Below are 25,019 nucleotides of genomic sequence, written 5' to 3'. Positions count from 1 at the left end.
ATGGTGGAACACGTTCATTTCGAAAGGGAGTTGACCCTTTTGAAATCGGACGTTTCGAAGATGCTCTTTCTTGTGTCAGAATCACTGAACGATGCGATAGAGAGCCTTGAAACCATGAACGAAGCCCTTGCAAAAAAGGTGCTCGAGTCGGATGATATGATAGACGAACTGAACAGGGAGATAGAAGAAAAGGCTTACCAGATCATAGCAAGGTACAACCCCATCCTCAAACAGCTCAGATACATCATCACCATCCTGAAGTTTTCCAACGATCTCGAGCGGATCGGGGATCTTTCCTGCAACATCGCCGAGAAATGTCTGTTTCTCTCCGAAAAGAAGATCCGGTTTGAAATGCTGAAGGAAATAAAGGACATGTTCGGAAGTACCCTGAGGGTGGTTCAGGACTCCTTCAAAGCCTTTGTCGAAGAGGATGTGGATTCTGCCTACAGGCTCTGGAAGTTCGACGACGTGATCGATGAGATGGAAAGAAGGATCAGAAAGCTCGTCGTGGAAAAGATAAAAGAGGACGGCATACCTGCTGAACTTGCCCTGGTGTACATCCTCATAGCACGCGATCTTGAAAGGATTGGAGACCATGCGAACAATCTCTGCGAAGAAGTTATATACATTGAGACGGGAAAGAACATGAGAGAATTTTTGAGAGGTGTAGAAGATGGCGGTGAAGGTTCTGATAGCTGAGGACGATGAAGATATAAGGAGTGTTCTGAAGAGGTACCTAGAAGTAGAAGGATACGAATGTGACGAAGCGGGCTCACTTTTTGAACTCAAAAAGAAACTCTCAGAGGGTGCCTACAACGTTCTCATTCTGGACCTCATGTTTCCAGACGGTGTTGCCATGGAAGAGATCCCGGAGATGAAGGTGTCTCATCCGGAAATGGCCCTAATCATCGTTTCTGCAAGGGACAGAGACATGGATCGCATCTTCGGAATAGAACTCGGAGCAGATGATTACGTGACAAAGCCGTTCAATCCCAGGGAAGTAATTGCACGTGTGAAAGCTGTCTTGAGAAGGATGGGCAAGGAACAAAAGGTGTTGAGGTTTGGAAAGCTCGAGATCTTTCCCGAAGATTACGTCGTAAGGTACGACGGAAAAAATATTGAAATGACGGCAAAGGAATTCGAAGTGCTGAAACTTCTTGCCTTGTCTCCTAACAAGATCTTTTCGAGGGAAGAGATCCTGAACAGAATCTGGGGAGACGACTTCGTCTCCGACAGGGTGGTGGACGTTCACATCAGTGCCATTCGTTCTAAGATAGGAAAGAACTGGATAAAGACCGTAAGGGGCCTTGGATACAAATTTTCAACCCGGGGTGATGAGGGTGATCGATCTTGAGGATCTAGACGCTATCAAAGAGGCGGTAGTGGTTTTGAATGAATTAAAGGTGGTTTCGGCAAACAGATCCGGGGAAAGGTATGGTTTCAGAACGGGAAAGAGTCTGATATCTATTTTCAGCTGCAAAGAGATGGATAGAATCGTCGGTAGCATCCAGGAAAAGAAGGATTTCTCTCTGGAAACCGAGGCCTATTTTTTTGAACTTCAGTCGAAAAGATTCGTTTCTTTCCATTTCCTTCCTCGAAAGAGCCTTCTTGTTGTGAACGATCTCACCGAGGAGAAAAAACTCAACGAAGCAAAACTCGACTTCGTCATGGCGGTATCCCATGAACTCTTCACACCACTTTCTGCTTCAAAGGCAAACCTCTTTCTTCTGAAGGACCTGGAGAAAGATCCTGAAAAGTTCGAAATACTCGACAAAATAGACCGCTCACTGAACAGAATGGAGACGATCATCAGACAGCTGAAGCTCCTCACCATGATACAGCTAGGACTCTACGAACTCAAAATGGAACGTGTTCCTGTAAGGGAAGTGCTCGAGAGATCTCTTGATGATCTTTACGAAAAGATCGTATCCAAAAAGATCAGGGTGAAGCTTTCTGTAAATGTTGAAACTGTTGAAACCGACCGGTTTGTCTTCTATACGATCCTGAAAAACCTGCTCTCCAACGCTGTAAAATACTCGTACCCGGAATCTGAAGTGGAAGTCTCTATATCGGAGGAGAAACTGGCAGTGAAGGATCAGGGAATCGGAATAAAAGAAGAAGAGAAAGAAAGGATATTCGAGCGTTTCTATAGAGGCTCGGAAGCCCCGAAGATGGCTCCTGGATCGGGTCTTGGACTCTCCATTGTGAAGCATCTGTGCGACATGATGGGATACAAACTGGAATTCAAATCCCGGTGGCTTGTGGGATCAGAATTCACCGTCTGGTTCAGATGATGTAATCGTCATCTTCGTCTTCACCATCTGAAACGTAGCCATCCTCTCTTGTGCACCACGCCGGAAGCGGAAACTTCACTGTGAGTGGAAGGTTTAAAAACGGTTGATCCACTATCACTTCACCCTGCTTCAAAAGAGCAGCTTTTCTCTTGTAGTGATCCGTGAGGTGTGAGTACTCTGGCTTCAGAAGCTCTGCACCTTTCTGCCTTCCAACCACAACGGTGGCAGCCTGTGTGATCACCCTGTAGTCGACCTCGGAGGCGGTCTGTTCCGCACCGATGAGAATCACCCTGAACGATCTGCCCCGTTCTGCCACATCCCTGAAGATGTTCGCAAGCGCACCACCACCGTGTCTCGGTGCGTACTTGTTGAGTTCATCAAGGAAGATGAAAACGGGCTGGGTGAAACCGTTGTTTGTTTCTTTTTCTCTCATCACTTCAGAGAGAATAGCACCCACCACGAACGCCTGGGCCCGAGTCCTCAGTTTAGAGATGTCCACAACGGTCACCCTTCCAGGTACGTTCCAGTTTATTCTGTACTCCACCCCGACGGTGGGATTCAGGGGAGGCTTTATCCACAGTCTGTCGAAGTCCATTTTCTGAGCGGTCTTCAGTCTTCGAATCAGCATGCTGATGGTCTGACGTTGAACGTTTTCTTTTTCGAGGTACTCTCTTGCCTTTCCTTCCTTCAACTGGGTTATCAGATCATCGAGATCAAGGGGAATGTCCACGATCTCTCCTTTAGAAACGACGATTTCTCTCAGTGCCTGAGAGGGAAGTTTCTGCTTGTCTTTGATGTAGCCCTTCCTCAGGAATTCCTGGTAGATTTCTTCCATTCTCTGGGTGAGGTATTCTTGAAGTGACCATACTGCCAGCTGAAAGTTTTGATTCTTTGCCATCTCGTCCGGATCGAACATGAGTTCTAAAAGTCCCATTTCAACGATGTCGAAAACGTCCCAGCCGTAAACTTTCACTCCACTCATACGCTTGTTCACGGCGGGAACGTAAGTACCCTTTTGTCTACTCGGAGCGTAGAAGACTGCGTTTTCAAACGGTTTTGGTTCTATTCCAAGCACCCTGTACATCTCTTCCCACTTTTTCTTCTCCGACTCCCATTCCTTTGAAGTGCGGTCAAGAAACATCAAACTTTCTCCCTTGACGTTGAAAATGATGTATCTTGCTTCCCTTAGAAGTTCCATTAGCTCTCCCGATGTCTTCCAGGACGTTTCCATCATCGATTTCACCAGGAAGGTGGTATAGGAGGTCTTCGCAGCCACACCGGACTGTCCCGAAACGTTGATGTGTGCCCCGTTGTCTCCTAGTATGTACCTCAGATCTAGGTAAGCGGGTTTGCCGTTTTTGAGAACGCCCACCGGGAGCGCAACGTTTTTGTTCTTCAATTCGTCGAATCCCAGTGCTATGTCTATTTCCTCATCTTCTGCAAGGAACACGGGAGATCCAATAGCGGGAGGGATCTCGGGAGCCGTCTCGGAGAGCTGACCGTTTTTTTTCAAGAAAGACCTCGTCACCTTCACCCTCGCGATGTATATTGGGTAGGCTGGTTTCAGACCTTCGAGTGCCACATCCTCTTCGTAACCATTTCTCAGATCACCATCCCATCTGTTCTGTATGTCGACAACCACACCGTAGGTTACCACCTCTCCGTAGCCCGAGATATACTCCACCCTTACAATGTCTTCTATCTGGGCGTAGGCTTGGTGATCACCTTCTGAAACCATCCTTACGAAGAACTCATAGGGGTTGGATTCGAAGATACCCGTCACGACGCCAATTTTTTTCATCTCATCCCCCCCTCGATTAGCTGTTTCCTGTACATTCTACTGTAGATCCCGTTTTTGCTCAAGAGCTCTTCGTGTTTTCCTTCTTCTCTGATGAATCCATCGTCGAGAACGTATATTCTGTCGGCATCTTTCAGGACCTTCAACCTGTGCGTTATCACGATGATCGTTTTTCCCTTCATGCTGTTCCTTATAGAGCTTATTATCTTTTCTTCTGTTTCTGGATCCACTGCGGAGAGACAGTCATCGAAGATGCAAACTTCGAAATCTCTGATCAACGCCCTGGCTATCGTGATCCTCTGTCTCTGTCCGCCCGAGAGGGTTACTCCACGTTCACCAACGACGGTATCGAACCCCTTTGGAAAACTCATGATGTCTTCGTAGACGGCTGCAAGCTTCGTCACCCTCTCGATTTCTTTCTCGTCCACGTTTTTCATACCAACGGTTATGTTGTTCCTTATCGTGTCTGAAAACAGGAACGTTTCTTGAGGAACGAGAGTGAAAAGTCTTCTCAGATCATCTGAAGAGATGTCGTTTATATCTACTCCGTTTATGAATATTTTTCCCCTTTCCACTGGATACAGTTTCATGAGAAGCTTTGCAATCGTTGTCTTCCCACTTCCAATACTTCCAACGATACCGATCATCTCTCCTCTCTTCACCTTCATGTTGATGTCTTTCAAAACGGGCCGATCGGTTCCAGGATATCTGTAGGTCAAATCTCTTATAATCACGCTTTCAAAGTGATCTATTCTGACAGGTTTTTCCGGTTCTTTTACTTCCGGCTGAGCGGTGAAGATCGTGTCTAAACGATGCATTGCTGCTCTCCCTCTCTGGAACAGATCCACCATGAAACCGTAGGCCATCATGGGCCATATCAACATACCCAGATAGGAATTGAAAGCGATGAAATCTCCGAGTGAGATCTTTTCGTTTATGACTGCTCTTCCTCCATAGAGAAGCGCAAGAAAGAACGAGGAAGAGGCGATCAGGGTGATGAGAGGACGAAACACGCTGGAAACCTTGACCGCACGAAGCGTATCCCTGAAGTTTACGTTTGCTTTTTCTTCGAATATCCTGAACGACACGTCTTCCGATGAAAAACTCTTCACAATTCTGATACCGTTTATCGTCTCTTCGGTGAAACCCGATAGTTCTGAGAACGAACGCTGAACATCCGTCACCCTTTTATGTATCAATCTTCCAAAGCTCATCGATGCGGGAACGAGAAGAAGGAGAGGAGCAAAGCTGATCCATGCAAGCTTCCATCCCACGTTTCCTATCATGAAGATGAACACCATCAGAACCATGATGAAAGAGTCGAAAAGTAGAATAGCTCCCTGGCCAAGCACCCTCCTCAGGAGACTCAGATCGTTGGTGAATCTTGCCATCAGCTCTCCGCTTCTTATCCTGTCGAAGAAACCGGGGGTGAGGCTGAGCATCTTGGAGAACATCTTGTTCATGGTCTCAAGGAGAAAATACCTGGAGGCGCCACCGAGAAAATACCTCCAGAGAAACCTTCCAAGGAACATCCCGGATGCAGCCGCCATGATCCAGCCGATCATTATCTTCAGTTCTGTGAAGTTCATGATCTCGGCGTTCAAGCTGTCAACGATCTTTCCGACGATACGCGGAACGTAGACCTGCAGAAGGTCTACCATAACCAGTGCCAGAAATCCCAAAAGGTATTTGTACCAATTTCTCCTCAGAAAATCAACGAGAATTGAGGAAGTCTTCAATTCTGTCCAGCGCCTCCGCAAGCCTTTCTGTGGAAATGGCAAAGGATAGTCTCACAAAGCCTGGTTTCAGGAAGGAAGAACCCGGAACCAACGCCACTTTCTTTTCTTCCAGAAGTTTCTCACAGAACTCCACGTCATCACCCGGCACCTTGAAAAAGAGATAGAACGCACCCTGTGGTTCTACGAACTTCACACCCATCCTTTTGAACCGCTCCACCGTAAAGTCTCTTCTTTCTCTGAAGACTCGAATCATATAGGAGTTGTCCACCTCTATGGCTTTGAGAGCGGCATACTGGGCAACTGTGTTGATACAAGAAGTGGTGTGGGATTGAATCTTTGAAACGGCAGAAACCAACTCTTTGTTCGAAATCAGATATCCCACTCTCCAGCCTGTCATGGAGTGAGACTTTGAAAATCCGTTTATATACACCACTCGATCGAAGTTTTCGGCCACATCCAGTATCGACGTGTAGTCGTCTGTGTAAACCAGAGAGTCGTAAACCTCATCACTCACGATGTAAAAATTCATCTCCTCAGAAAGTTTCAGAAGTCCCTCCAGAAAGGATTTGCTGTAGACGATGCCGGTAGGATTGTTCGGTGAGTTGATGAGAACAGCTTTTGTTTTTCCAACAAGGAGTCTTTCCACTTCTTCAATGCTTGGATGGAAACCGTTCTTCATGAACGTTTCCACGACCTTCACGGTGCCTCCAGCAAGAAGTATCTGTGGAATGTAACTCACCCAGACAGGGGAGAACACTATCACTTCGTCGCCGAGATCGAGCAGTGCCATGAACGTGTTGAAGAGTGCCTGCTTTGCCCCGTTTGTCACAACCACCTGATCCGGTGAGATTTCCTTTCCGTACTTTTCTCCTATCTTCTTTGCAATGGCTTCTCTCAGTTCGTAGATACCTCGAGGGTCCGTGTACTTTATCTGTCCCTTTTCCAGGAAACTCTTTGCTGCTTCAAGAACAGGTTCTGGAGTGGGAAAGTCAGGTTCTCCTGCCGTGAGGTTTATGACATCCTCTCCTTTTTTGATCAGTGCCTTGGCTTTTGCGTCCAGTTCCATAGTTCTTGAAATGGGAATCTCTGAAATCCTCTTTGCTATCATCCGGAACCCTCCTGATCATGTTTTCATAATTAATACTACCACAAAAAGACGATTTAAACTGTTTATGTTATCTTTGAAGTGAAAGGAGGCGGTCGGATGGAAGCGGTGATTTTCGACATGGATGGAGTTCTGATGGACACAGAGCCACTCTACTTTGAAGCTTACAGAAGGGTCGCCGAAAGTTATGGAAAACCCTACACCGAGGAGATCCACAGGAGGATAATGGGAGTTCCAGAAAGGGAAGGTCTTCCCATTCTGATGGAACTTCTTGATATAGATGACTCTCTGGAAAACTTCAGAAAAAAGGTTCACGAGGGAAAAAGACGGGTCTTTTCCGATCTTTTGAAGGAAAACCCAGGAGTGAGAAAGGCACTGGAGTTTGTGAAGAAAAAGGGTCTGAAACTTGCCCTCGCAACCTCCACTCCGCAGAAAGAGGCAATCGAAAGGCTAGAAAAGCTCAAACTGAGAGATTTTTTCGATGTGATGGTATTCGGAGATCAGGTGAAAAGGGGAAAACCAGATCCAGAAATCTATCTGGTCACCCTGGAAAAGCTGAACGTGGATCCAAAAGAGGTGATTGTTTTTGAAGACTCAAAGAGCGGTGTAGAGGCCGCTCTTGGGGCGGGAATAGAGAAAGTCTACGGAGTGATCCATTCTCTGAACGATGCTCAGGCGCTCCTTGAAGCGGGTGCAAAACGACTGGTGAAACCGGAAGATATCCTGATAGTTCTCAGAGAGGTTCTTTGAATCTGTTTGTTATGGGCATCCTCCAGTCCTTTCCGAAGGCCCTGGTTGAGATCTTCGTTCCGATGGCGGCTTGTTTTCTTTTGTATTCGTTCTTTCGTACCATCTCGGTTACTTCCACCACCATCTTCTTGTCGAATCCCTTGAGGGCGATCTCTTCAGGATCCAGTCCTTCTTCTATGTAAAGTTTCAGTATCTCGTCAAGAATTTCATAAGGTGGAAGTTTTTCCTGGTCCGTCTGGCCTGGCCTGAGTTCGGCAGAAGGAGGTTTCACGAAGACGTTCTCTGGGATTATCTCTTTTCCTTTCCACTCGTTGTACCACCGGCCTATTTTGTACACGTCCGTCTTGTAAACATCCTTTATGACTGCAAAGCCTCCCGCCATATCTCCGTAGAGTGTAGCGTATCCTGTTGCCAGCTCACTTTTGTTTCCTGTGGTGAGAACAAGCCAGCCGAACTTGTTAGAGAGCGCCATCAGGTAGTTTCCCCTTATCCTCGCTTGGATGTTCTCTTCGGTTATATCCGGTTCTCTTCCAGCGAATACTTCCTTCAGAGCATCGAGATACGACTTGAACACGTCGGTGATGGGTATGACGAACGTCTCTATTCCGAGGTTTTCTGCAAGCTTTTGAGCGTCTTCAAGGCTCGATTTTGAGGTGTACATGGACGGCATGAGAACACCCTTCACGTTCTCCTTTCCCAGTGCCTCCGTTGCTATGACCGCAACAAGGGATGAATCCATTCCTCCGCTGAGACCGATCACGACCTTTTCGAATCCATTTTTCCTGACGTAGTCCCTCACACCTGTGACCAGTGCTTTGAACATTTCCTCTTCTCTTTTTGGTATCGGATGCACCACCGGATCGAAGTGTGAGGACTTTTTGCGAAGCCCTCCCACATCGACGATCTTCACAGGATAGTTTTGGGGCCTTATGTACCTTCTTCTTGGGTCAAGAAGAGAAACTCTCAGATTTTCGTCGAGATCGAGGTCCACCGTGATGATTTCCTCTTCGAAGATTTTTCCGTAACTGATCATCTCTCCGGACGCGTCGACGACGATGCTTCCTCCATCGAACACGAGTTCATCCTGTCCACCCACCATGTTGCAGTAGGCTATCGCCGTGTGGAAGTCGTAAGCCTTCATCGAGAGGTATTCTTTTCTCAGTCGAGGTTTTCCCACGTGGTAAGGTGAAGCAGAAAGATTCGCCACAAGATGTACCCCTTCTCCGAGGGACAGGGATGCACTCGGCTCTACCGGGTTCCAGATGTCTTCGCAGATGGTGACACCTATCTTGACATCGTCCATCTTCAAAACAAGAAGTTCTTCTCCTGGCTTGAAGTATCTTCTTTCGTCGAAAACGCCGTAGTTTGGAAGGAACATCTTTCTGTAGACTCCGAGCACTTCTCCGTTTTTCAAAACGGCCGCAGCGTTGTACGCGTCCTCGTCGCTGTCAATGAATCCCACAAGGACTGTCACTTCACAGTTTTTCGTGTGTGAAGCAAGTTCCAGAAGGTATCGCCTGTTTTCCCTCAGGAAAGAAAGCCTCAGCATGAGATCCTCCGGAGGATATCCGGGCAGGAAGAGTTCCGGAAAGATAAGAAGATCACTGCCCCTTTCTTCTGCTATTTTGAGGGCTTCTATCGCCTTTTTCAAATTTCCCTCAAAATCACCAAGAGTCGGATTGAGCTGAGCCAGTGTCACTCTGAGCTGTTTCATCCATCATCCCCTCCAGAGAGTGGAAAAGAGCGTAGACAAATACCGTTCTCAAAAAGTTCGATACTATAGAACCAGCAATGGGTATGAACCACACAACGAACACGATCGCCGCGGCAAGGAACACTTCTACTGTTTTTTGTCTTTTGAAGACCAGTCTGTAACTTTCTATCAGAACAGTAGAGGCAGAATCAATCCTTGCAGAAAGAAGTGGTACGAAGAACAGAAACATGAAAGCCACAAAAGCTGGTAGAACAAAGAAGGAAAAGCCTATTCCCATCGTCATTCCATAGAACGCGCTGAACACAAGTAGACTGAGAAACCTCTCTTTCTTTCGCTGCAAAAGGATACTTCCAATCAGCACGGCCAGAATTGTTTCTTCGAAGAGTTTTATGGCGAAGAAGTCAAGATCCAGAAAGTCGTACTTTCCGGCGAAAAGGTAGAGAACTTCTACAACGAATCCCAGAACAAGCGCCAAAACACTCACTACAGCAAGTTTTGTGTCCCTGATCAGTTCCTGAAAACCCCTTACGATGTCCTCGAACACGTTTATCCCCCCTCACCTCCGTACTCGATCTTCCAATCGGTATCGACCCTGCCAACCACCACACCGTCCACTCTGCCGAGAACGTACTCTACATTTTTTTTCTCCACGACAAGAAGCATACCAATTCCCATGTTGAAGGTGTTTATGGCTTCTTCGAATTCAACGTACTTCAGGATCCAATCGATAAAATCCCTCTTCGGAAGAGAAACATGTGCCCTGAGGTTTCCAAGCACTCTCTTTAGGGCTCTGATGATACCTCCACCGGTTACATGCGCGACTCCTTTGACTCGATCGAATACATCGACGACCTCTCTGTATATTCGCGTTCCTTTCAGAAGGTCGAAATCTAGGCTTTCAGGTTCTATCTTTTCCTCTTTCAGTATCCTCCTTATGAGTGACCAGCCGTTCGAGTGAAAACCAGAAGAGGGAATTCCGATGATGATGTCACCTTCCCTTATCGTATCAACCGGGATCTTCCTCTCCAGAACACCAACGGCGAACCCCACAGCATCCCAGTCTCCGCGATAAACATCTGGCATCTCCGCGGTTTCTCCGCCGACCAGTTTGACACCCACGCTTTCAAGAACATTCACGAGTTCTGTTATGAACTGCTCATGTTCTTCGGATATCCTTTCCACACCGAGGTAGTCGAGGAAGGCAACGGGTCTTGCACCAACACAGACCAGATCGTTGTAGTTCATTCCAACGAGGTCTTCAGCAGCGTAACGCCAAGTTCCATACTTTCTGTGGAGGATGAGTTTTGTTCCAATACCGTCTGCTGTGACAGCGATCGGTGGTTCTGTGATCTTCAGAACAGCAGCGTATCCCGTTGGTTCCTTCATAAGCCACTCCGGCAGTTTCACGGAGTTTTTTATCTTTCTGGAGAAGCTTTCTCCCCTTTCAACATCAACTCCAGTGTCCCGGTAGGTATATTTCACGAGGCGATATCCCTCCTGTACGTTTTTCCTTCGAATTGTACCTTTTCAGCAAGTTCGTAGGCCTTTCTTCTTGCCTCCTCTCTGGTCACACCGGTTCCCATGCAATGAAGTACCCTTCCACCCGCTGTTATCAGTTTCCCGTCTTTTTCAGCCACTCCCGCAAAGAAGATAAGACCGTCTTCTGGAAGCGTGATTTCTTTTCCTTTTTCAGGATTGTCTGGATAACCTCTCGATGCAAGAACCACGTCCACGGCGAACCCGTTTGGTTTGATCGCTTCCATTTTACCACCTTTGTATCCTTCCAAAACGGCGTTAACAAAGGCTTCAGGATTCAGAACAACGATCACCTCGGTTTCTGGATCTCCCAGTCTCACGTTGTATTCGAGAATGTAAGGCTCACCGTTGTGTAGCATCAGGCCAAGGTACAGAAAACCCCGGTAGGTGTAACCCTCTTTTTCCACTCCCCAGAGCGTCTTATCGAAGAGTTCCTCTATCTTCGAGATTGTCTCCTGTGGTACGTTCACAGGTCCCCACGATCCCATACCACCCGTGTTGGGGCCCCTGTCGTTGTCCAGCAGCCGCTTGTAGTCTCTGACGAAGGGAAGTATCACGAAATCTCTTCCGTTGACTATTGCCATGGCGGAAAGTTCCTCTCCTTCTAGGTATTCATCGATTACAACGGGTCCCTTGACTCCTTTAATGAGTTCTCCCGTGATAAGCTTGGATCCCTTCTCGATTGCCTCTTCTTCCGAGTCAAGGATCAAGACACCTTTCCCGCGTGCCAGACCGTCTGCCTTTATCACGTACGGAGGGGAAAACTTCTTTATCTTTTCCTTCAGCTCTTCCGGAGTTTCTGCCACTTCGAAGCGAGCAGTTCTTATACTGTACTTTTCCATGAAACGCTTGGCGAAGACCTTGGAACCCTCGAGCTTTGCGACCTCCTTCACTGGTCCAAAGACGTTCGAACTCCAGTTCGCAACACCTTCTACAAGGTACTCTTCAGAACCCGGTATGATGATGTCTTCATCTGGTATACTCCTTATCGTCTTTTCTCCTTCGTAGGGGTGGTTCGTTCCGTCTCTTTTTGTTCCGGCGTTTCCCGGATAAAAGTGAACCTCATAATCCTGCCGGGAGAATGCCCACCCTATGGCGTGTTCTCTTCCACCTGATCCAAGAACATGTACCCTCATACGTTTCACCTCTCAGTGTCTGAAGACCCTGCTGGGGGCTTTGTAGAAGGTGAGACCGAGTTCTTTGGCTTTTGAGAGAACTTCTTCGTCCCTTATGGATCCAAGAGGTGCGACAACAGCCTTCACCCCCGCCTGGGCGAGTATCTCCAGTGAATCGGGGAAAGGGAAGAAGGCATCGGAAGCTGCTATTGCCCCTTTTGCCTTTTCTTTTGCCATCATGGTAGCGATCCAGGCGGCTCTCTTTCTTGAAGGCTGCCCGCTTCCTATTCCCACCGTTACGCCATCTTTGACTATGAGGACGGCGTTCGATTTTACCCCTTCCACCACCCTGTAGGCAAACTCCAGGTCTTCGAGTTCTTTTTCAGAAAGGGGCTCTCCTACGACGAGTTCGAAATCTCCATCTGGGAACTTCCTTTCGCTCAGAACAAGAGCCCCAAAGGCCATCTTTCCAGCTGTGGGAGTGTAATCTTGTGGTTTGAGAAGTCTCACCTTTTTTTTCGACAGTATCTCGACGGCCTCTTTCGTGAAGGATGGGGCAACGATCACTTCGAGGTACTTCTTCAGGGATGAAGCCACTTCGCCGTCCATCTCGAAGTTCACGGCAAGGATACCTCCAAAGCTCGACTCTTCGTCTGCTTCTATGGCCTTTTTCACGACTTCCACTCTGTCTTCACCGATCGCAGCGCCGCAGGGGGACTGGTGCTTCACAACGACGGCCCCTGTTTTTGGCAAGTTTTTCGCCACGAACCATGCGTTCTCTGCGTCCAGAATGTTGTTGAAAGATATGGTTTTTCCCTCGTGGAGAATTTCAAAGGCAGGCTTTCCGTACACGAAGGCCCTTTCATGCGGATTTTCTCCGTATCTCAGCTGAAGATCCTCTCTTCTGAAAGAAAGAGACACTCCTTCAATGAACTGGTTTGCCCTCACAGAATCGTATGTGCTGGTGAACGCGAAGGTCATTCCGGCAAGATACTTCCTTGTTTCCTCATCGTCCTTTTCGATGGCAATCTTCAGGGTCTCCATGTCAAAAGCGGGTTTTACCTTCCTCCAGTTCTTCGCCGCTGCTCGAAGAAGGGCCACACCGCCTATGTCGATATCTGGTGGTGGATAAAGGTCCACGAAGACCACATCCCACCTTGGCTCTGGTCCCAGGATCCCCGCGAATATTTCCGGATGCAGCGTTTTCACCAGCCCACCGAGGAGGTTTTCAAAGCCCGTGATGGTGCTCACGTCGTTTGCATCTATGCCGTTCTCTCTCAGGAACTTTGCCGTTCCAGAACTTGCCCAGATCTTCCATCCTTCTTCATACAGCTTTTTCAACACGTCCAGGTACTTTTCTTTCTCGTACAGACTAACCAATATCCTCTTCAAGGATAACCCTCCTTCCTTCTGTTCTCCACTTTCCATCGAGGACCTTCTGTATAACTATCGGGTAGTAACGGTGTTCTATCCTGTGTATCTCTTCCTCGAGTTTCTCCAGTGACCAGTTCTTTTTTATCTCTAAGGCTTTCTGGAAGATGATGGGACCGGTGTCCACACCCTCGTCGACGAAGTGGATGGTGATCCCCGTGACTTTCACACCGTATTCGTAGGCCTTCTCTATGGCGTGCATTCCAGGAAAGGCAGGAAGGAGCGATGGGTGGATGTTCACTATCTTCCACTGCCATCTCCTCACTATTTCCGGTGGGAGAATCCTCATGAAGCCAGCAAGAACGATCAGGTCTGGCCTGAGTTCTTCGAGTCTTTCACTCAAAGACTCCTGCCAAGGTCTTTCCAGCTTTTTCCAGCGTACTTTCAGTTTCTTTGCCCGCTCGATGGCAAAGCATTCTCTGTCCACCAGAAGTTCCTGAATTTCTGCCTTCAGGACTCCGTTCCGTGAGGCCTTCACAATCGCTTCGAAGTTGCTTCCGTTTCCCGACGCGAGCACCACTAGTCGTGGAAGTACTCCCCGTTGAAACACGCCACACACAGTTCATTCCTCCCAATGGCTCTCCTCAACCCCTCGAGCGACAGGTAGAAGAGAGAATCTGCGTTGACGATCTTCTTGATTTCCTCCACATCCCGTTCTCCTGCGACGAGTTCCTTCTTGCGAGCCGTATCGATACCGTAGTAACACGGAAAACGAACGGGTGGGGAATGGATCCCCACATGGACCTCCCTTGCTCCAGCCTCTCTCAGTATCTTCACGATGATTCCCATCGTGGTTCCCCTGACGATCGAGTCGTCTATTACCACAACCCTCTTTCCACGCACCACATCTTCTATTGGAACTAGCTTTTTCTTCACTATCTTCTCCCTGTCCACAGGCATTATGAAACTTCTTCCCACGTATCGATTCCTCATCAGTCCGATGTCCAGAGGAATGCCAGAAGCGGAAGAAAACCCCATGGCTCCAGAAAGTCCAGAATCGAGCACAGGAACAACAACATCTGCTTTTATCGGGTTTTCTCTGAAAAGTTCTTCACCCATTCTGTAACGTGCAAGATGAACACTCTGGCTGAGGAAGTGACTGTCCGGTCTTGCAAAGTAGATGAATTCGAACGAGCAAAATCTTCTTTCTTTACTGTTGAATTTGACTCTTTCCTCGCCTTCGTTTGTGAAGAACACAACGGTTCCGGGAGGGATCTCTTCCACATCCTCCACTCCTATGGCCTTCAGTGCAGCATCTTCAGATGCCACCACCACACCTTCTCCGTATCTTCCATAGAACAGAGGACGGATGCCGTAAGGATCCCTTGCTGCTGCGAGGAATTCTTCGTGAAGGATCAAAAGAGAGTACGCAAGTGGGACCTTTTTCAGGGCCTTGACGATGGAGCTTTTTATATCACCTTCACTCATCGATATGAGATGAAGGAAGACTTCAGAATCAAGGGTGCTCTGGAAAACAGCTCCTTTTTCCTGAAGCATGTTTATCCATTTTTCTCCATTCGGTATGTTCCCGTTGTGGGCAACTGCTATCCTTCCCTTTCGTGTGAAAGCAACGATGGGCTGTATGTCTTCAAGGGAACCAGCCGTTGAATATCTCACGTGTCCTATTCCTTTTTCCGCATCTTCCCATTTGTCCTCCGTGAGAACGGCGTCCACCAGGCCTTTTCCCTTTATCGTTTTGAAACCGTCGACGACCACACCCGCACTTTCCTGACCTCTGTGCTGAAGTCCAAGAAGGACATCGTGGAGCACTGAAAAAGCGTCTTTCACGTTCCAGACTCCTGCGATTCCGCACATATCAGGTCACCTCGAAACGGTACCTATCTCCCTCACAGGAACACCCACCGCGGGAGTTTTTTCGGAGAACACCAGGATCATCTGATGTGCAGGTTCCACCTCCGGAAGTTTCAGATCGATCTTCAGCCCGAACTCTCTGAAACTTTCCACGTGCGTTTTCGTCAGAAGGTGCGATGAGGCAAGGATGAAAGATCCTTCGTCTGCGAGTTTCTTTATGACCTTCCAGAGTTCTTTCTCCCTTTCCAGTTCGAAATCCGGCCATCCAACGGCAAAGACTCTCGAGGGTCCTGGTTTTACCACCTTCTGTGGGTCCACCTTTCCAAGCATTCCCACAACGAGTGTGGGGGGTATGGGTTTTCCCCTGTACGTGTTGTAGAGTGAGGCGTTTCCTGAGGCTACGGGCACACCGGAAAATTCACAGGCATCCTTCAGAGCCGTCATCATCGCAGAGAGCCCAACTGGATCGACATCGGGATCTCCGTAGTTCACACAGTTGGTTATGGCAAGGGGAGTGGCACCAACTGCAAGCGTCTTTCTCACGCTCTCCAGAACGGCTATGAAGGTACCCCAGTAGGTGTCCTGAATGGCCAGGTCTGCCCTGCTGTGTGTGACGAGGGAGTACCCGCTGTTTCCTTTTATTCTCATGACCGCGGCTCCAAATCCCGGAGGAAGAACGGTATCTGTTCCCACCATGTGATCGTACTGTTCGAAGACCTCTCTGGCGTTCACTTCTTCGAATTTCAGCGCATCGAACTTTGGGATCTCTCCAGGTTTGTACTCTACAATCTCTTCTTCCGGTGCGTTCGCAAGAAGTTGGACGGGCACCTCCACCACCAGCTGGTCCTTGTAGAGTACTCTGTAAGTGGGTTCTTCGATCACTTCAGCAACGACACCGCCGAAGAGAAGGTGTTCTCTTGCAATTTCCAGTATGCGAACTGCCTTCTCAGGAGAGGTGATCACCGCCATTCTCTCCTGACTTTCGCTTATGAGGATCTCCCAGGGTTCCATGTCGGGTTCCCTAAGCGGCACACGATCGAGGTGTACGATCGCTCCAAGACCACCCTTTGCCACAAGTTCGGACGTGGCAGACAGCACACCACCTGCCCCAAGGTCCTGTGCTCCCTCAACTAGCCCTTCTTCCACCATCTTTAAAAATGCTTCTATGAGCATCTTTTCGGCGAATGGGTCTCCAACCTGTATCGAAAGTTTCGTTGCTTTTTCTCCCGTGAGGTCTTCCGAGGCGAAAGATGCTCCGTGTATTCCGTCCCTTCCTGTTGCCCCACCGAAAACGACAATGACCTGCCCCGGCCTGGTTGCTTTTGAATCGACCAGCATATCGTTTCTCACAACGCCCGCTGCGAGCACGTTGACGAGTGGATTGTGTTCGTACAGAGGTGATATCCTGAGTTCTCCTCCGACCGTTGGAACCCCTATTGAGTTTCCATAGTCAGCTATTCCCTCGATGATACCGTCTATGATTCGGGCCATGTGCAGTGAGTCGAAGATCGCCGTGGGGCGTGCACCCATTGCGAGCACATCCCTGATGATACCCCCAACACCCGTTGCCGCTCCGTTGTAAGGTTCGATCGCACTCGGGTGGTTGTGGCTCTCTATTTTGAAGGCGATCGAATAATAGTCGTCGAGATTCACAACACCCGCATTTCCTTCAAAGCCCGTTTTTGGAAGTTTTTTTATGTACTTCTTCGTGTGGGAGTATCCGCAGTGTTCACTCCACATGACAGAGAACGCTTGAAGCTCGACGAAGGTGGGTTCCCTTCCAAGCTTCCTCTTCAGGATATCCATATATCTCAACTTCATCACCTCTTCAAGTAGTTGAGGATGGACTGAAAGACCTTTCTGCCGTCTTCGCCACCGAGGAGGTTCTCAACGGCCCTTTCGGGATGGGGCATGAGTCCGAAGATGTTTTTCTCTTCGTTGAAGATCCCCGCGATCCTCTCATCGGATCCGTTCACGTCTTCAACGTATCTCAGAGCCACGTTCACCTCGTCTATCTTCACGTACCTTCCAAACCCATGGGCAATTGGAATCTTGATTCTTTCGCCAGGAGTGAAGGCATTTGTAAAGGGAGAGTCCGTATCTTCAACGGTGAGATCAACCCACTTACAGATGAACTTTCCCGAAGAATTCTGAAGGAGAGCTCCTTTGAGAAGTCCCATCTCTATGAGGATCTGAAAACCGTTGCAGATTCCCATTATCAGTTTTCCTTTTTCTGATGCTTTTCTGATCTCGACGGCGATCTTCTCTCTTGCAGCCACAGCACCAGGACGTAGGTAGTCTCCATAGGAAAAACCACCAGGCAGAATGATCAACTCGTAATCGTCGAGTCTGTCGTCAAGCCCAACGAACCTGGGTTCGAATCCGTTTATCTCGAGGGCATAGTAAGCGTCCCTGTCACAATTGGAGCCCGGGTAAACCACGACACACGCTTTCGGTTTCACAGCTCCCTCACCTCATACTCTTCCACGACGGGGTTCACCAAAAGTTCATCGCAGGCTTTCTTTACGATCTCGTAGGCCTTTTCTCTATCTTCTGCCTCCACTTCCAGATGAATGGATTTTCCCAGCCTCAGTCTCTTCACGGGCAGGTTCTTCTCTTCTCTCAACACGCGCTCGATCGTCTCTCCACGTGGATCTCTGATGTTGCTCCTGTACTGAACGTCTACTGCGAACTTAAAGATCGGCAAAGCTCAAGCACCTCCCTGTACTTTTTCATGGGATCACCAAGGTCTCTTCTGTACACATCTTTATCGAAGATCTCACCCTTTTTTCTCAGCCTGAAGGTATCGGGAGAGATCTCGTCTCCCAGAAAGACCTCGCCGTCTTTGTCGAGCCCGAACTCGTACTTTATATCCCAGAGCTCAAAACCACCTTTTTCAAAGAACTCTTTCAGGGCAATTGTGGCCTTCACGGCCGTTTCCTTCATCTTTTCCGCCTGATCTTTCGTTGCAATTTTCAGTATCTCCAGATGATCTACACACACCATCGGATCGTGCCTTTCGTCGTCTTTTATGAAGAATTCGACGAGGGGAACCGGTAGATCTTCCCCTTCGACTCCTCCGTACCTTTTCACAAAAGAACCTGCCTTTTTCAATCTCACAACAACTTCAAGCGGGAACATTTTGAGGGGGATAGCTTTGAGGGTTCGTGGAGGGACGTACTCGATGAGATGGGTTCTGATGCCTTTCTTGGAGAGATAATCCATGAGGATCGCTGTCGTTTCTGCACAGATGGAGCCCTTGTTGATCATCACATCGTGTTTCAGTCCATCACCGGCCGTTATATCGTCTTTGAACTCGATGAGGGCGTGGTCTTCAGTGATCCTAACAATTTTCGTCTTGCCCTCGTAATGCACACGCTCGCCTCCCCGCCCTTTTTGAAGATTCTATACTCGCATCATGAATGAAAATTACATGGCAGGTAAACTCTTTGAAAAAAACAGAAAAACGGGAGCCAAGCTCCCGCTTCTGGTCGGGGAGGCGGGACTTGAACCCGCGACCTCCAGATCCCGATTCTGGCGCTCTGGCCGTCTGAGCTACTCCCCGCTTCCTCTGGTATTATAGCATAGGGTATCAAACTGGACAATCGTTTAACAACCATTCCCCTTGACTTTTAATACTCCTACTGTATAATTCGAAGAGCGTAAAAAAATTCTTGCAGGGGAGTGAAGATCGTGGACTTCAGGTACATCTTGAGGGTGCACATCGATGAGGCGTCTGCACAGGAGATCCTCAACAGCAGCAAGATCCAGAAGCACGCTAAAGAGGTGAAGAACAACCTCTACTACGATGATGCTCTTGTGATCGAGTCAGAGCCCGGTTACGATGTGGATGATGATCTCGTCATGATGGTGATCACCTCCTATGGGAAACCCGCCAAGGCAGAAGGGTACATCATCGTCAACGGCAAAAAAAGAAAGGTGTTCGATGGTATGCTCGATCCAAGAAAGCCTCTTTCTATCCATCAGACAGGCACTGAACAGAAAGTAGAGGAAGAATACGAAGAAGAATTTGAAGAAGAGGAAGATGAAGAATTCGACCTTTTCAACGAAGAAGACTTCTATGAGGAGGAAGAAGAAGAAGACTTTTACGATGAGGAAGAAGAGTACTGAGGTGATAACTTGGAGAGGGTGGGAATAGTAGGTCTTCCGAACGCAGGAAAATCCTCTTTCTTCAACTTTCTGACCGATAACGATGTACCTGCGGAGAATTTCCCGTTCTGTACGATAGAGCCCAACGTGGGGGTTCTCGTTGTGCCCGATAAAAGGGTGGAGATTCTTGCAAAAAACGAAGGGTCAAAAAAGGTGGTCCACCCGTTCGTGGAAATCGTGGACATAGCGGGCCTTGTGAAAGGAGCGAGTAGAGGTGAAGGGCTTGGAAACCAGTTTCTCGATCACATAAGTAAGGTGGATGTCATAGCACATGTAGTGCGGGTGTTCGAGAGCAAAACGGTCTCCCATCCCTATCAGAGTGTGGATCCAAAAAGAGACATAGAGATAGTTGAGACCGAACTCATACTAAAGGATCTTGAGACCATCCAGAAGCGCCTGGAAAAAAGAGTAAAGGTTGCACGAACAGGTGACAGAGAAGCAAAAAGAGAAGTGGAACTCCTGGAGGCTCTCCAGGAGTTTCTCTCTCAGGGAAACAGGGCATCGAAGTTTCCAAGACGTGACGAGTTCGAAGAAAACGTGATCCGTTCCCTTTTTCTTCTCACCGACAAGCCCCAGATCTTCGTTTTCAACGTCGATGAACTGAACGAAGAGAAGAAAAAGTTAATAGAAGATGCAGTTGAAGAAGAATACATTATAATAAATGTAAAGCTCGAGGAAGAACTCAAGTCGCTCCCGGAGGATGAGGCAGAACTTTTCAGGGCCGAGTACAACCTTCCAGGTAACAAGAAGAAGGAGTTTTTCGAGAAGGTCCTGAGATTGCTCGATCTTGTGAGATTTCTCACCGCGACACAAAACGAGGCAAGAAGCTGGACCATAAAGAGAGGTTCCACCGCTTACGAAGCCGCTGGACTCATTCACTCAGACATACAGAAGGGGTTCATAAAGGCAGAAGTCATTCCCTTCGAGAGATACCTTGAACACGGCTCTTTTAAAAAAGCACGTGAAGCCGGTGCTGTGGAGACGCACGGAAAAGATTACATCGTAAGAGAGGGGGATGTGATCCATTTCCTATTCCGTGCTTGATATCTGGAAAATATTTCGAAGCACGCCGTTCACAACGGCAGTTATTTCATTCCTGGTGGCACAGTTCATAAAGTTTCTGATCAAAAGAGACGTTAAGATGCTGAAAAGTTACGGAGGCATGCCCAGTGGACACGTCGCCACCGTGTCCGGTCTTGCGTGGTCGCTCGCTCGAAGCACGGGGTTTGATTCCCCCTACACATCGATTGCCTCCATATTCCTTGTGATCATATTCATGGATGCCATTGTCTTGAGGCCTGCGGTGAAAAAGGATCTTGGGCACAGTTTTCTTGAAGCACTCGCTGGTTTTGGTCTTGGAATGTTCATAGCCCATCTTTTTCCGGCCCGGCTCCATCTCTGGTGAGGTGAAGTGATGAAAGAGTACAGGATAAAACCGAAGAAGACGGACCTTTCGTTCCTGGAAGATCTCGATGAGGAGCAGAGAAAAGCGGTTGTTGAATCGGAAGGAAGAAGTATTGTAATAGCAGGACCGGGATCTGGGAAAACCCGTGTCATCACCTACAAGATAGCCTATCTTCTTGCAAATGGTGTGGATCCCTCCAGAATCCTTCTTGTTACGTTCACAAGAGCCGCCGCAAGAGAGATGGTGGAGAGAGCAAAAATGGTGACGGGAAGAGAACTTTCAGAAATGCTCGCCGGAACGTTTCATCACGTGTGCAATCACTTTTTGAGAAAGTACGCACCGTACGTTGGACTGGACAGGAATTATTCCATCCTGGACAGAGAAGACGCAGAAAGCCTAATGAGACATGCAAGAAGCAAATTTCTGGAAAGAAAGGGAAAGGAAGAAAGAAAAAACTTTCCTCAACCCTCCGTCCTGCTATCCATATACTCCTACATGAAAAACACGCTCAAATCTCTGAGAGAAAGTATCATTGTGAAAAACCCAAAATTTCTGGATTTCAAGGAAGAGATCGCCGAGATTTTCAGCCTCTACGAACAGGAAAAACGCTCTCAAAACGTGGTGGATTACGAGGATCTTCTTTTTTTCGTTTACAGACTCTTTGAAGAGCACAGGGAGATACGAGACAGGGAAGCAGAAAGGTTTCTGTGGATCCTGGTGGATGAGTTTCAGGATACAAACTACGTCCAGTACAGGATGATCGAGCACCTGTCTTCCAGACACGAAAACGTTCTGGCGGTGGGAGATGATGCACAGAGCATCTACTCTTTCCGCGGAGCAAGATACGAAAACGTGGAAGACTTCATAAAGGTTCCGGGCACGAAGATCTTCAAAATCCAGACGAATTACAGAAGTACAGAGAACATCGTGAAGTTCATAAACAGTATGCTCCCTTCGAAGGCTGTTCCGAAAGAGTTGAAGCCTGTGAGAAAAGACGGTATGAAACCCGTTGTGGTCAAGACTTGGGACAGGTACGAAGAGGCGCGTTTTGTGTCTCAGCGAATTCTGGAACTCTTCGAAGAGGGATTCAAACCTGAAGAAATAGCGGTACTCTACAGATCACACTCACATTCTCTGGAACTTCAGATGGAACTTGCAAGAAGCAGGATAGATTTCAGGGTTCTTTCAGGACCGAGGTTCACCGAGAGTGCCCACGTGAAGGACGTTCTCTCCTTCTTGAGGATAGTCCAGAATCCCAGAGACAAATCCGCCTGGTTGAGGGCTGCAAAGCTCTTTTACGGTATCGGAGACAGAACAGCATCCAGGATCGCAGACCTTGCGAGTGTGTACGTGGAGGAGGGACTCGATCCCTTCGAGGAGCTGAAAAAAGTGAACTTTTCCGGTGAATACGATAGATTCATGGAAATTCTTGATCATCTCAGAAAGATGGAACTTCCGGGAGAGATGATAGAACACGTTCTCACTTCCTTCTACTCCGAATACCTTGAAGCGCGGTATCCTGATTTTCGTGAAAGAGAGATGGACATAGAGAGACTGGTCGAGATAGCCTCCCGTTACACAGACCTGGAAAATTTCCTGACGGACCTTGCCGTAACAGAGGACGTAGAGATACAGAGGGAAGTCTTTCAGAAGGAGGGGAAGGTCACCCTCACCACGGTCCACCAGGCAAAAGGCCTCGAGTGGAGAGCGGTCTTTGTCATCTCCGTGAATCCCGGAGACTTCCCAAATTACTTTGCGATCTCGGAGGGAAACCTTGACGAGGAAGAGAGGATCTTCTACGTGGCCATAACGAGAGCCAAAGAACAGCTCTACATTTCCTACCAGGTCACGGGTACTTCTTATCCCTATCGCGGAAACAGATTCATCATGAGGAGTGGAGAGAACTTCATCGACAGGATTCCTCCTGATCTTGTGGATATGTGGGAAGTAAGGTGATCTTGAAATGAAATCAGTGGATTACCAGAAGGATCTGCAAAAAATCATCAAGGTTTGGGAAAGTATAAAGGACGTTCATCCATTTCTTGAGAAAATCTTTCCAGTAGCGATTGCCACAGATGGAGGTTTTTTGTTTTCGAATTCGATCCTAAAGAGAAAAGTTTTTTCCTTGTTCAGAGATTTCCTGCGAAGATAAAAATTCCGGAAAGTTTAAGAGCAGCTTTCCCTCTTGATTTTTACGATAATAGAGTTGCCTGTGTAGTTACACCAGATGTCTTTGATTCTCTCGAAGACTATACTGTCATTTTTCATGGGTTTATCCACTGTCAACAGTGGAAAATTTGCGAGTTAAAACTCAAACAAAGACTGAAATTAGCTCAAGAAGCGATGAGAAAAGGTGATTACATGTGGGAATTAACCTATCCTTTTCCCTATGAAGATGGGGTTTTCAGCAATGTCTACTCTCGATTCTTAAAGACTTTAGAATATGGCGACTTAACAGATGTTCATCGATATCGTGCACAACTGAGGAATATCTTAGAAGCAAAGGACTTTGAGTATATGGTATGGCAGGAGTGGAAGGAAGGATTTGCTCGCTATATCGAAAATCAAATCAGAAAAAGACAGGGTCTCGTCGAAAACCATATCGGAATTCAAAAGCCTTTCTGCAGAGTGACGTTTTATGAAGGTGGAGCAAGATTGATTGAATTCCTTAGTGCAAAGAAACCAGAGTTGTTGGTAAATATAGAGGATTTATTCAATGAAATGATGTACTTCTAGGCAAACAATAAACTCATTATATGTTACCACCACTTGACAGAGGGGGTAATTTTTTGTTATCATCCATATGTAGAAAATTTTCTTTGTAGTTATGATATACGAAAAACTTTTTCAAGGGGGTGTTCATGGTGAGAAAGTGGTTGCTTTTCATGGTGATTCTGGCAGTTGTCGGTGTCGTTTTTGGTAAGGTGAATTTTGCTTCCACACAGATGACACCGGCGGCAGAGAGGGAGTTCATGCTGAACAAACTGGCGGAATTTTCGAAGTCGTCGGGCATCGACGTGGAATTTCTCAACTTCGAATACCCACAACTTTTCAGCAGGCTCCAGGCAGAAATCAGGGCAGGAAGGACCACGTTGAACCTTGTAGCGGATCTTCAGGGAAATCTCTACATAATGGCATCTGAAGGACTTTTGAGTGATCTCAAGGACCTCAAATTCGAAGGAAAGACCTTCATTGAAACACTCGAAAAATTCGCTTACGTCAACGGCGAAAAGATCTTCGTCCCCTGGCTTCAGGCAACGTACGTTATGGCCGTCAACAAGAAGGCGTTTGACTATCTGCCTCGCGGACTGTCCAGAGATGATGTGATCAAAGGAACAGAAAAATGGACCTATGAAGCTCTGCTTGAGTGGGCAAAGAACATCTACGAGAAAACGGGTCAGCCTCTTCTTGGCTTCCCAATCGGACCGAAGGGTCTCTGGCACAGATTCCTCCATGGTTACATTTATCCTTCCTTCACGGGAGCCCAGGCTCTGAAATTCGACAGTGTGAGAGCCGTTGAAATGTGGAACTACCTGAAAGAACTCTTCAAATACGTTCATCCCGCAAGTTCCACCTGGGATGGCATGGCGGATCCCCTCTTGAGGGAAGAAGTGTGGATCGCCTGGGACCACACGGCAAGGCTGAAACCTGCCATCGTTGAAAAACCAGATGCTTTTGTTGCCGTTCCCGTTCCTAGGGGACCGATGGGAAGAGGATACATCATCGTTCTTGTGGGACTCGCAATTCCAAAGGGAGCAGATTTTGAAGAACCGGCGAAGGTGATAGACTACCTCACCTCTTCGGAGATGCAGGTTGAAATCCTCAAAAACGTGGGATTCTTCCCCGTCGTTCAGGAAGCGGTCGGTGCTGTGCCGGAAGGCGCTCTCAAGGTCCTGGCGGAAGGTGTGATAAACCAGTCTGCCACGAAAGATTCAGTTGTATCCTTCATACCGAGTCTTGGGCCAAAGAGCGGAGAGTTCACCGAAACCTACAGAATGGCGTTCACGAGAATTGTCTTTCAGGGTGAAGATCCAGCGAAGGTAGTGAAAGAACTCGGTGAGCGAATCAGGTGGATGTTTAAAGAAACTGGAGCGGAACTTCCGGAACCGGACGCAAGTCTCTTCTGAGAACCTGGGGTGGGGTTTCCCAC

24 protein-coding genes and 1 tRNA gene are annotated in these 25,019 nt (G+C 47.9%); 10 read left to right on the top strand and 15 right to left on the bottom strand.

The window, feature by feature from the left end:
• From phoU to AS006_RS06950, 3 genes are read left to right on the top strand one after another with little or no spacing between them, the layout of a single operon-like run.
• Entirely contained in the window at positions 1 to 699 is a 699-nt protein-coding gene (phoU, locus tag AS006_RS06960) for a phosphate signaling complex protein PhoU (RefSeq protein WP_101513621.1), read from the top strand.
• Positions 674 to 1,354, top strand: a complete 681-nt coding sequence (locus AS006_RS06955; RefSeq protein ID WP_101513620.1) for a response regulator transcription factor — start codon at positions 674 to 676, stop codon at positions 1,352 to 1,354. Before phoU ends, AS006_RS06955 begins: the two co-directional genes overlap by 26 nt.
• Positions 1,335 to 2,294 carry a sensor histidine kinase KdpD gene (locus AS006_RS06950; RefSeq protein WP_101513619.1) on the top strand — a complete coding sequence of 320 codons (960 nt, stop codon included), beginning with the start codon at positions 1,335 to 1,337 and terminating at the stop codon, positions 2,292 to 2,294. The genes AS006_RS06955 and AS006_RS06950 overlap by 20 nt, the downstream gene beginning before the upstream one ends.
• On the opposite strand, the gene AS006_RS06945 is transcribed toward AS006_RS06950, so the two are convergent.
• Genes AS006_RS06945 through aspC form a run of 3 tightly spaced genes read right to left on the bottom strand, consistent with a single transcriptional unit; the run spans position 2,287 to position 6,939 of the window.
• The gene (locus AS006_RS06945; RefSeq protein WP_101513618.1) at positions 2,287 to 4,095 is read right to left on the bottom strand and encodes an ATP-binding protein; all 1,809 of its coding nucleotides are present in this window, start codon (positions 4,093 to 4,095) and stop codon (positions 2,287 to 2,289) included. The two genes, AS006_RS06950 and AS006_RS06945, sit on opposite strands and share 8 nt — an antisense overlap.
• Complete coding sequence (locus tag AS006_RS06940) at positions 4,092 to 5,831, bottom strand: ABC transporter ATP-binding protein (RefSeq protein WP_101513617.1); 1,740 nt, start codon at positions 5,829 to 5,831, stop codon at positions 4,092 to 4,094. The genes AS006_RS06945 and AS006_RS06940 overlap by 4 nt, the downstream gene beginning before the upstream one ends.
• Positions 5,806 to 6,939, bottom strand: coding sequence for an aspartate aminotransferase (gene aspC, locus AS006_RS06935; protein ID WP_101513616.1), 1,134 nt, complete (start codon positions 6,937 to 6,939; stop codon positions 5,806 to 5,808). The genes AS006_RS06940 and aspC overlap by 26 nt, the downstream gene beginning before the upstream one ends.
• A 96-nt stretch (positions 6,940 to 7,035) precedes the next feature.
• On the opposite strand from aspC, the gene AS006_RS06930 reads away from it, so the two are divergent.
• On the top strand, positions 7,036 to 7,686 hold the full coding sequence (locus AS006_RS06930; RefSeq protein WP_101513615.1) for an HAD family phosphatase: 651 nt from the start codon (positions 7,036 to 7,038) through the stop codon (positions 7,684 to 7,686).
• Here the strand turns inward: AS006_RS06930 and AS006_RS06925 are convergent.
• From AS006_RS06925 to AS006_RS06870, 12 genes are all read right to left on the bottom strand, one after another.
• Positions 7,670 to 9,400, bottom strand: a complete 1,731-nt coding sequence (locus AS006_RS06925; RefSeq protein WP_101513614.1) for an NAD+ synthase — start codon at positions 9,398 to 9,400, stop codon at positions 7,670 to 7,672. The genes AS006_RS06930 and AS006_RS06925 overlap by 17 nt on opposite strands.
• On the bottom strand, positions 9,351 to 9,944 hold the full coding sequence (locus AS006_RS06920; RefSeq protein ID WP_101513613.1) for a hypothetical protein: 594 nt from the start codon (positions 9,942 to 9,944) through the stop codon (positions 9,351 to 9,353). The genes AS006_RS06925 and AS006_RS06920 overlap by 50 nt, the downstream gene beginning before the upstream one ends.
• Before the next feature lie 2 nt (positions 9,945 to 9,946).
• Entirely contained in the window at positions 9,947 to 10,882 is a 936-nt protein-coding gene (locus AS006_RS06915) for a phosphoribosylformylglycinamidine cyclo-ligase (protein ID WP_101513612.1), read from the bottom strand.
• A complete protein-coding gene (gene purD / locus AS006_RS06910) occupies positions 10,879 to 12,072 on the bottom strand; it encodes a phosphoribosylamine--glycine ligase (protein ID WP_199167469.1) in 1,194 nt (397 codons plus the stop codon). Before purD ends, AS006_RS06915 begins: the two co-directional genes overlap by 4 nt.
• A gap of 12 nt (positions 12,073 to 12,084) precedes the next feature.
• Positions 12,085 to 13,443 carry a bifunctional phosphoribosylaminoimidazolecarboxamide formyltransferase/inosine monophosphate cyclohydrolase gene (locus AS006_RS06905; protein WP_101513610.1) on the bottom strand — a complete coding sequence of 453 codons (1,359 nt, stop codon included), beginning with the start codon at positions 13,441 to 13,443 and terminating at the stop codon, positions 12,085 to 12,087.
• Positions 13,424 to 14,041 (bottom strand): phosphoribosylglycinamide formyltransferase, encoded by a 618-nt coding sequence (purN, locus tag AS006_RS06900; RefSeq protein ID WP_101513609.1) that lies wholly within the window; start codon positions 14,039 to 14,041, stop codon positions 13,424 to 13,426. Before purN ends, AS006_RS06905 begins: the two co-directional genes overlap by 20 nt.
• Complete coding sequence (gene purF, locus AS006_RS06895) at positions 14,002 to 15,297, bottom strand: amidophosphoribosyltransferase (protein ID WP_101513608.1); 1,296 nt, start codon at positions 15,295 to 15,297, stop codon at positions 14,002 to 14,004. The genes purN and purF overlap by 40 nt, the downstream gene beginning before the upstream one ends.
• Before the next feature lie 6 nt (positions 15,298 to 15,303).
• Positions 15,304 to 17,115, bottom strand: coding sequence for a phosphoribosylformylglycinamidine synthase subunit PurL (gene purL / locus AS006_RS06890; protein WP_101513607.1), 1,812 nt, complete (start codon positions 17,113 to 17,115; stop codon positions 15,304 to 15,306).
• Positions 17,115 to 17,756: a phosphoribosylformylglycinamidine synthase subunit PurQ gene (purQ, locus tag AS006_RS06885; protein ID WP_101513606.1), complete on the bottom strand. Its 642-nt coding sequence runs from the start codon at positions 17,754 to 17,756 to the stop codon at positions 17,115 to 17,117. The genes purL and purQ overlap by 1 nt, the downstream gene beginning before the upstream one ends.
• The gene (gene purS / locus AS006_RS06880; RefSeq protein ID WP_101513605.1) at positions 17,753 to 18,001 is read right to left on the bottom strand and encodes a phosphoribosylformylglycinamidine synthase subunit PurS; all 249 of its coding nucleotides are present in this window, start codon (positions 17,999 to 18,001) and stop codon (positions 17,753 to 17,755) included. Before purS ends, purQ begins: the two co-directional genes overlap by 4 nt.
• Entirely contained in the window at positions 17,977 to 18,669 is a 693-nt protein-coding gene (locus AS006_RS06875; protein WP_101513604.1) for a phosphoribosylaminoimidazolesuccinocarboxamide synthase, read from the bottom strand. The genes purS and AS006_RS06875 overlap by 25 nt, the downstream gene beginning before the upstream one ends.
• Before the next feature lie 113 nt (positions 18,670 to 18,782).
• Positions 18,783 to 18,859 (bottom strand) — tRNA-Pro (locus tag AS006_RS06870).
• Between the two features lie 128 nt (positions 18,860 to 18,987).
• Between AS006_RS06870 and AS006_RS06865 the strand changes: the two genes are divergently transcribed.
• From AS006_RS06865 to AS006_RS06835, 6 genes are all read left to right on the top strand, one after another.
• Positions 18,988 to 19,425 carry a hypothetical protein gene (locus tag AS006_RS06865; protein WP_101513603.1) on the top strand — a complete coding sequence of 146 codons (438 nt, stop codon included), beginning with the start codon at positions 18,988 to 18,990 and terminating at the stop codon, positions 19,423 to 19,425.
• A 9-nt stretch (positions 19,426 to 19,434) separates the two neighbouring features.
• Complete coding sequence (ychF, locus tag AS006_RS06860; RefSeq protein ID WP_199167467.1) at positions 19,435 to 20,508, top strand: redox-regulated ATPase YchF; 1,074 nt, start codon at positions 19,435 to 19,437, stop codon at positions 20,506 to 20,508.
• Positions 20,501 to 20,869, top strand: coding sequence for a divergent PAP2 family protein (locus AS006_RS06855; protein WP_101513602.1), 369 nt, complete (start codon positions 20,501 to 20,503; stop codon positions 20,867 to 20,869). Before ychF ends, AS006_RS06855 begins: the two co-directional genes overlap by 8 nt.
• Before the next feature lie 9 nt (positions 20,870 to 20,878).
• Positions 20,879 to 22,825: an ATP-dependent helicase gene (locus AS006_RS06850; RefSeq protein ID WP_101513601.1), complete on the top strand. Its 1,947-nt coding sequence runs from the start codon at positions 20,879 to 20,881 to the stop codon at positions 22,823 to 22,825.
• Positions 22,826 to 23,230: 405 nt separating this feature from the next.
• On the top strand, positions 23,231 to 23,605 hold the full coding sequence (locus tag AS006_RS06840; protein WP_101513599.1) for a hypothetical protein: 375 nt from the start codon (positions 23,231 to 23,233) through the stop codon (positions 23,603 to 23,605).
• A 128-nt stretch (positions 23,606 to 23,733) separates the two neighbouring features.
• Positions 23,734 to 24,996, top strand: coding sequence for an ABC transporter substrate-binding protein (locus AS006_RS06835; protein ID WP_199167465.1), 1,263 nt, complete (start codon positions 23,734 to 23,736; stop codon positions 24,994 to 24,996).
• Positions 24,997 to 25,019: the final 23 nt, after the last annotated feature.

The sequence above is a fragment of the Thermotoga sp. SG1 genome, assembly GCF_002865985.1.
Taxonomy (GTDB): domain Bacteria; phylum Thermotogota; class Thermotogae; order Thermotogales; family Thermotogaceae; genus Thermotoga.
This window is presented reverse-complemented; position numbering and strand designations above follow the sequence as displayed.

What these genes read in the sequence shown, in the direction of transcription:
- AS006_RS06840 (WP_101513599.1), top strand. Translation starts at nt 23,231, where the DNA reads ATGTGGGAATTAACCTATCCTTTTCCCTATGAAGATGGGGTTTTCAGC.
- purF (WP_101513608.1), bottom strand. Translation starts at nt 15,297, where the DNA reads ATGTGCGGAATCGCAGGAGTCTGGAACGTGAAAGACGCTTTTTCAGTG.
- purD (WP_199167469.1), bottom strand. Translation starts at nt 12,072, where the DNA reads ATGAGGGTACATGTTCTTGGATCAGGTGGAAGAGAACACGCCATAGGG.
- phoU (WP_101513621.1), top strand. Translation starts at nt 1, where the DNA reads ATGGTGGAACACGTTCATTTCGAAAGGGAGTTGACCCTTTTGAAATCG.
- AS006_RS06930 (WP_101513615.1), top strand. Translation starts at nt 7,036, where the DNA reads ATGGAAGCGGTGATTTTCGACATGGATGGAGTTCTGATGGACACAGAG.
- AS006_RS06925 (WP_101513614.1), bottom strand. Translation starts at nt 9,400, where the DNA reads ATGAAACAGCTCAGAGTGACACTGGCTCAGCTCAATCCGACTCTTGGT.
- AS006_RS06850 (WP_101513601.1), top strand. Translation starts at nt 20,879, where the DNA reads ATGAAAGAGTACAGGATAAAACCGAAGAAGACGGACCTTTCGTTCCTG.
- AS006_RS06955 (WP_101513620.1), top strand. Translation starts at nt 674, where the DNA reads ATGGCGGTGAAGGTTCTGATAGCTGAGGACGATGAAGATATAAGGAGT.
- aspC (WP_101513616.1), bottom strand. Translation starts at nt 6,939, where the DNA reads ATGATAGCAAAGAGGATTTCAGAGATTCCCATTTCAAGAACTATGGAA.
- purL (WP_101513607.1), bottom strand. Translation starts at nt 17,115, where the DNA reads ATGAAGTTGAGATATATGGATATCCTGAAGAGGAAGCTTGGAAGGGAA.
- AS006_RS06950 (WP_101513619.1), top strand. Translation starts at nt 1,335, where the DNA reads ATGAGGGTGATCGATCTTGAGGATCTAGACGCTATCAAAGAGGCGGTA.
- AS006_RS06945 (WP_101513618.1), bottom strand. Translation starts at nt 4,095, where the DNA reads ATGAAAAAAATTGGCGTCGTGACGGGTATCTTCGAATCCAACCCCTAT.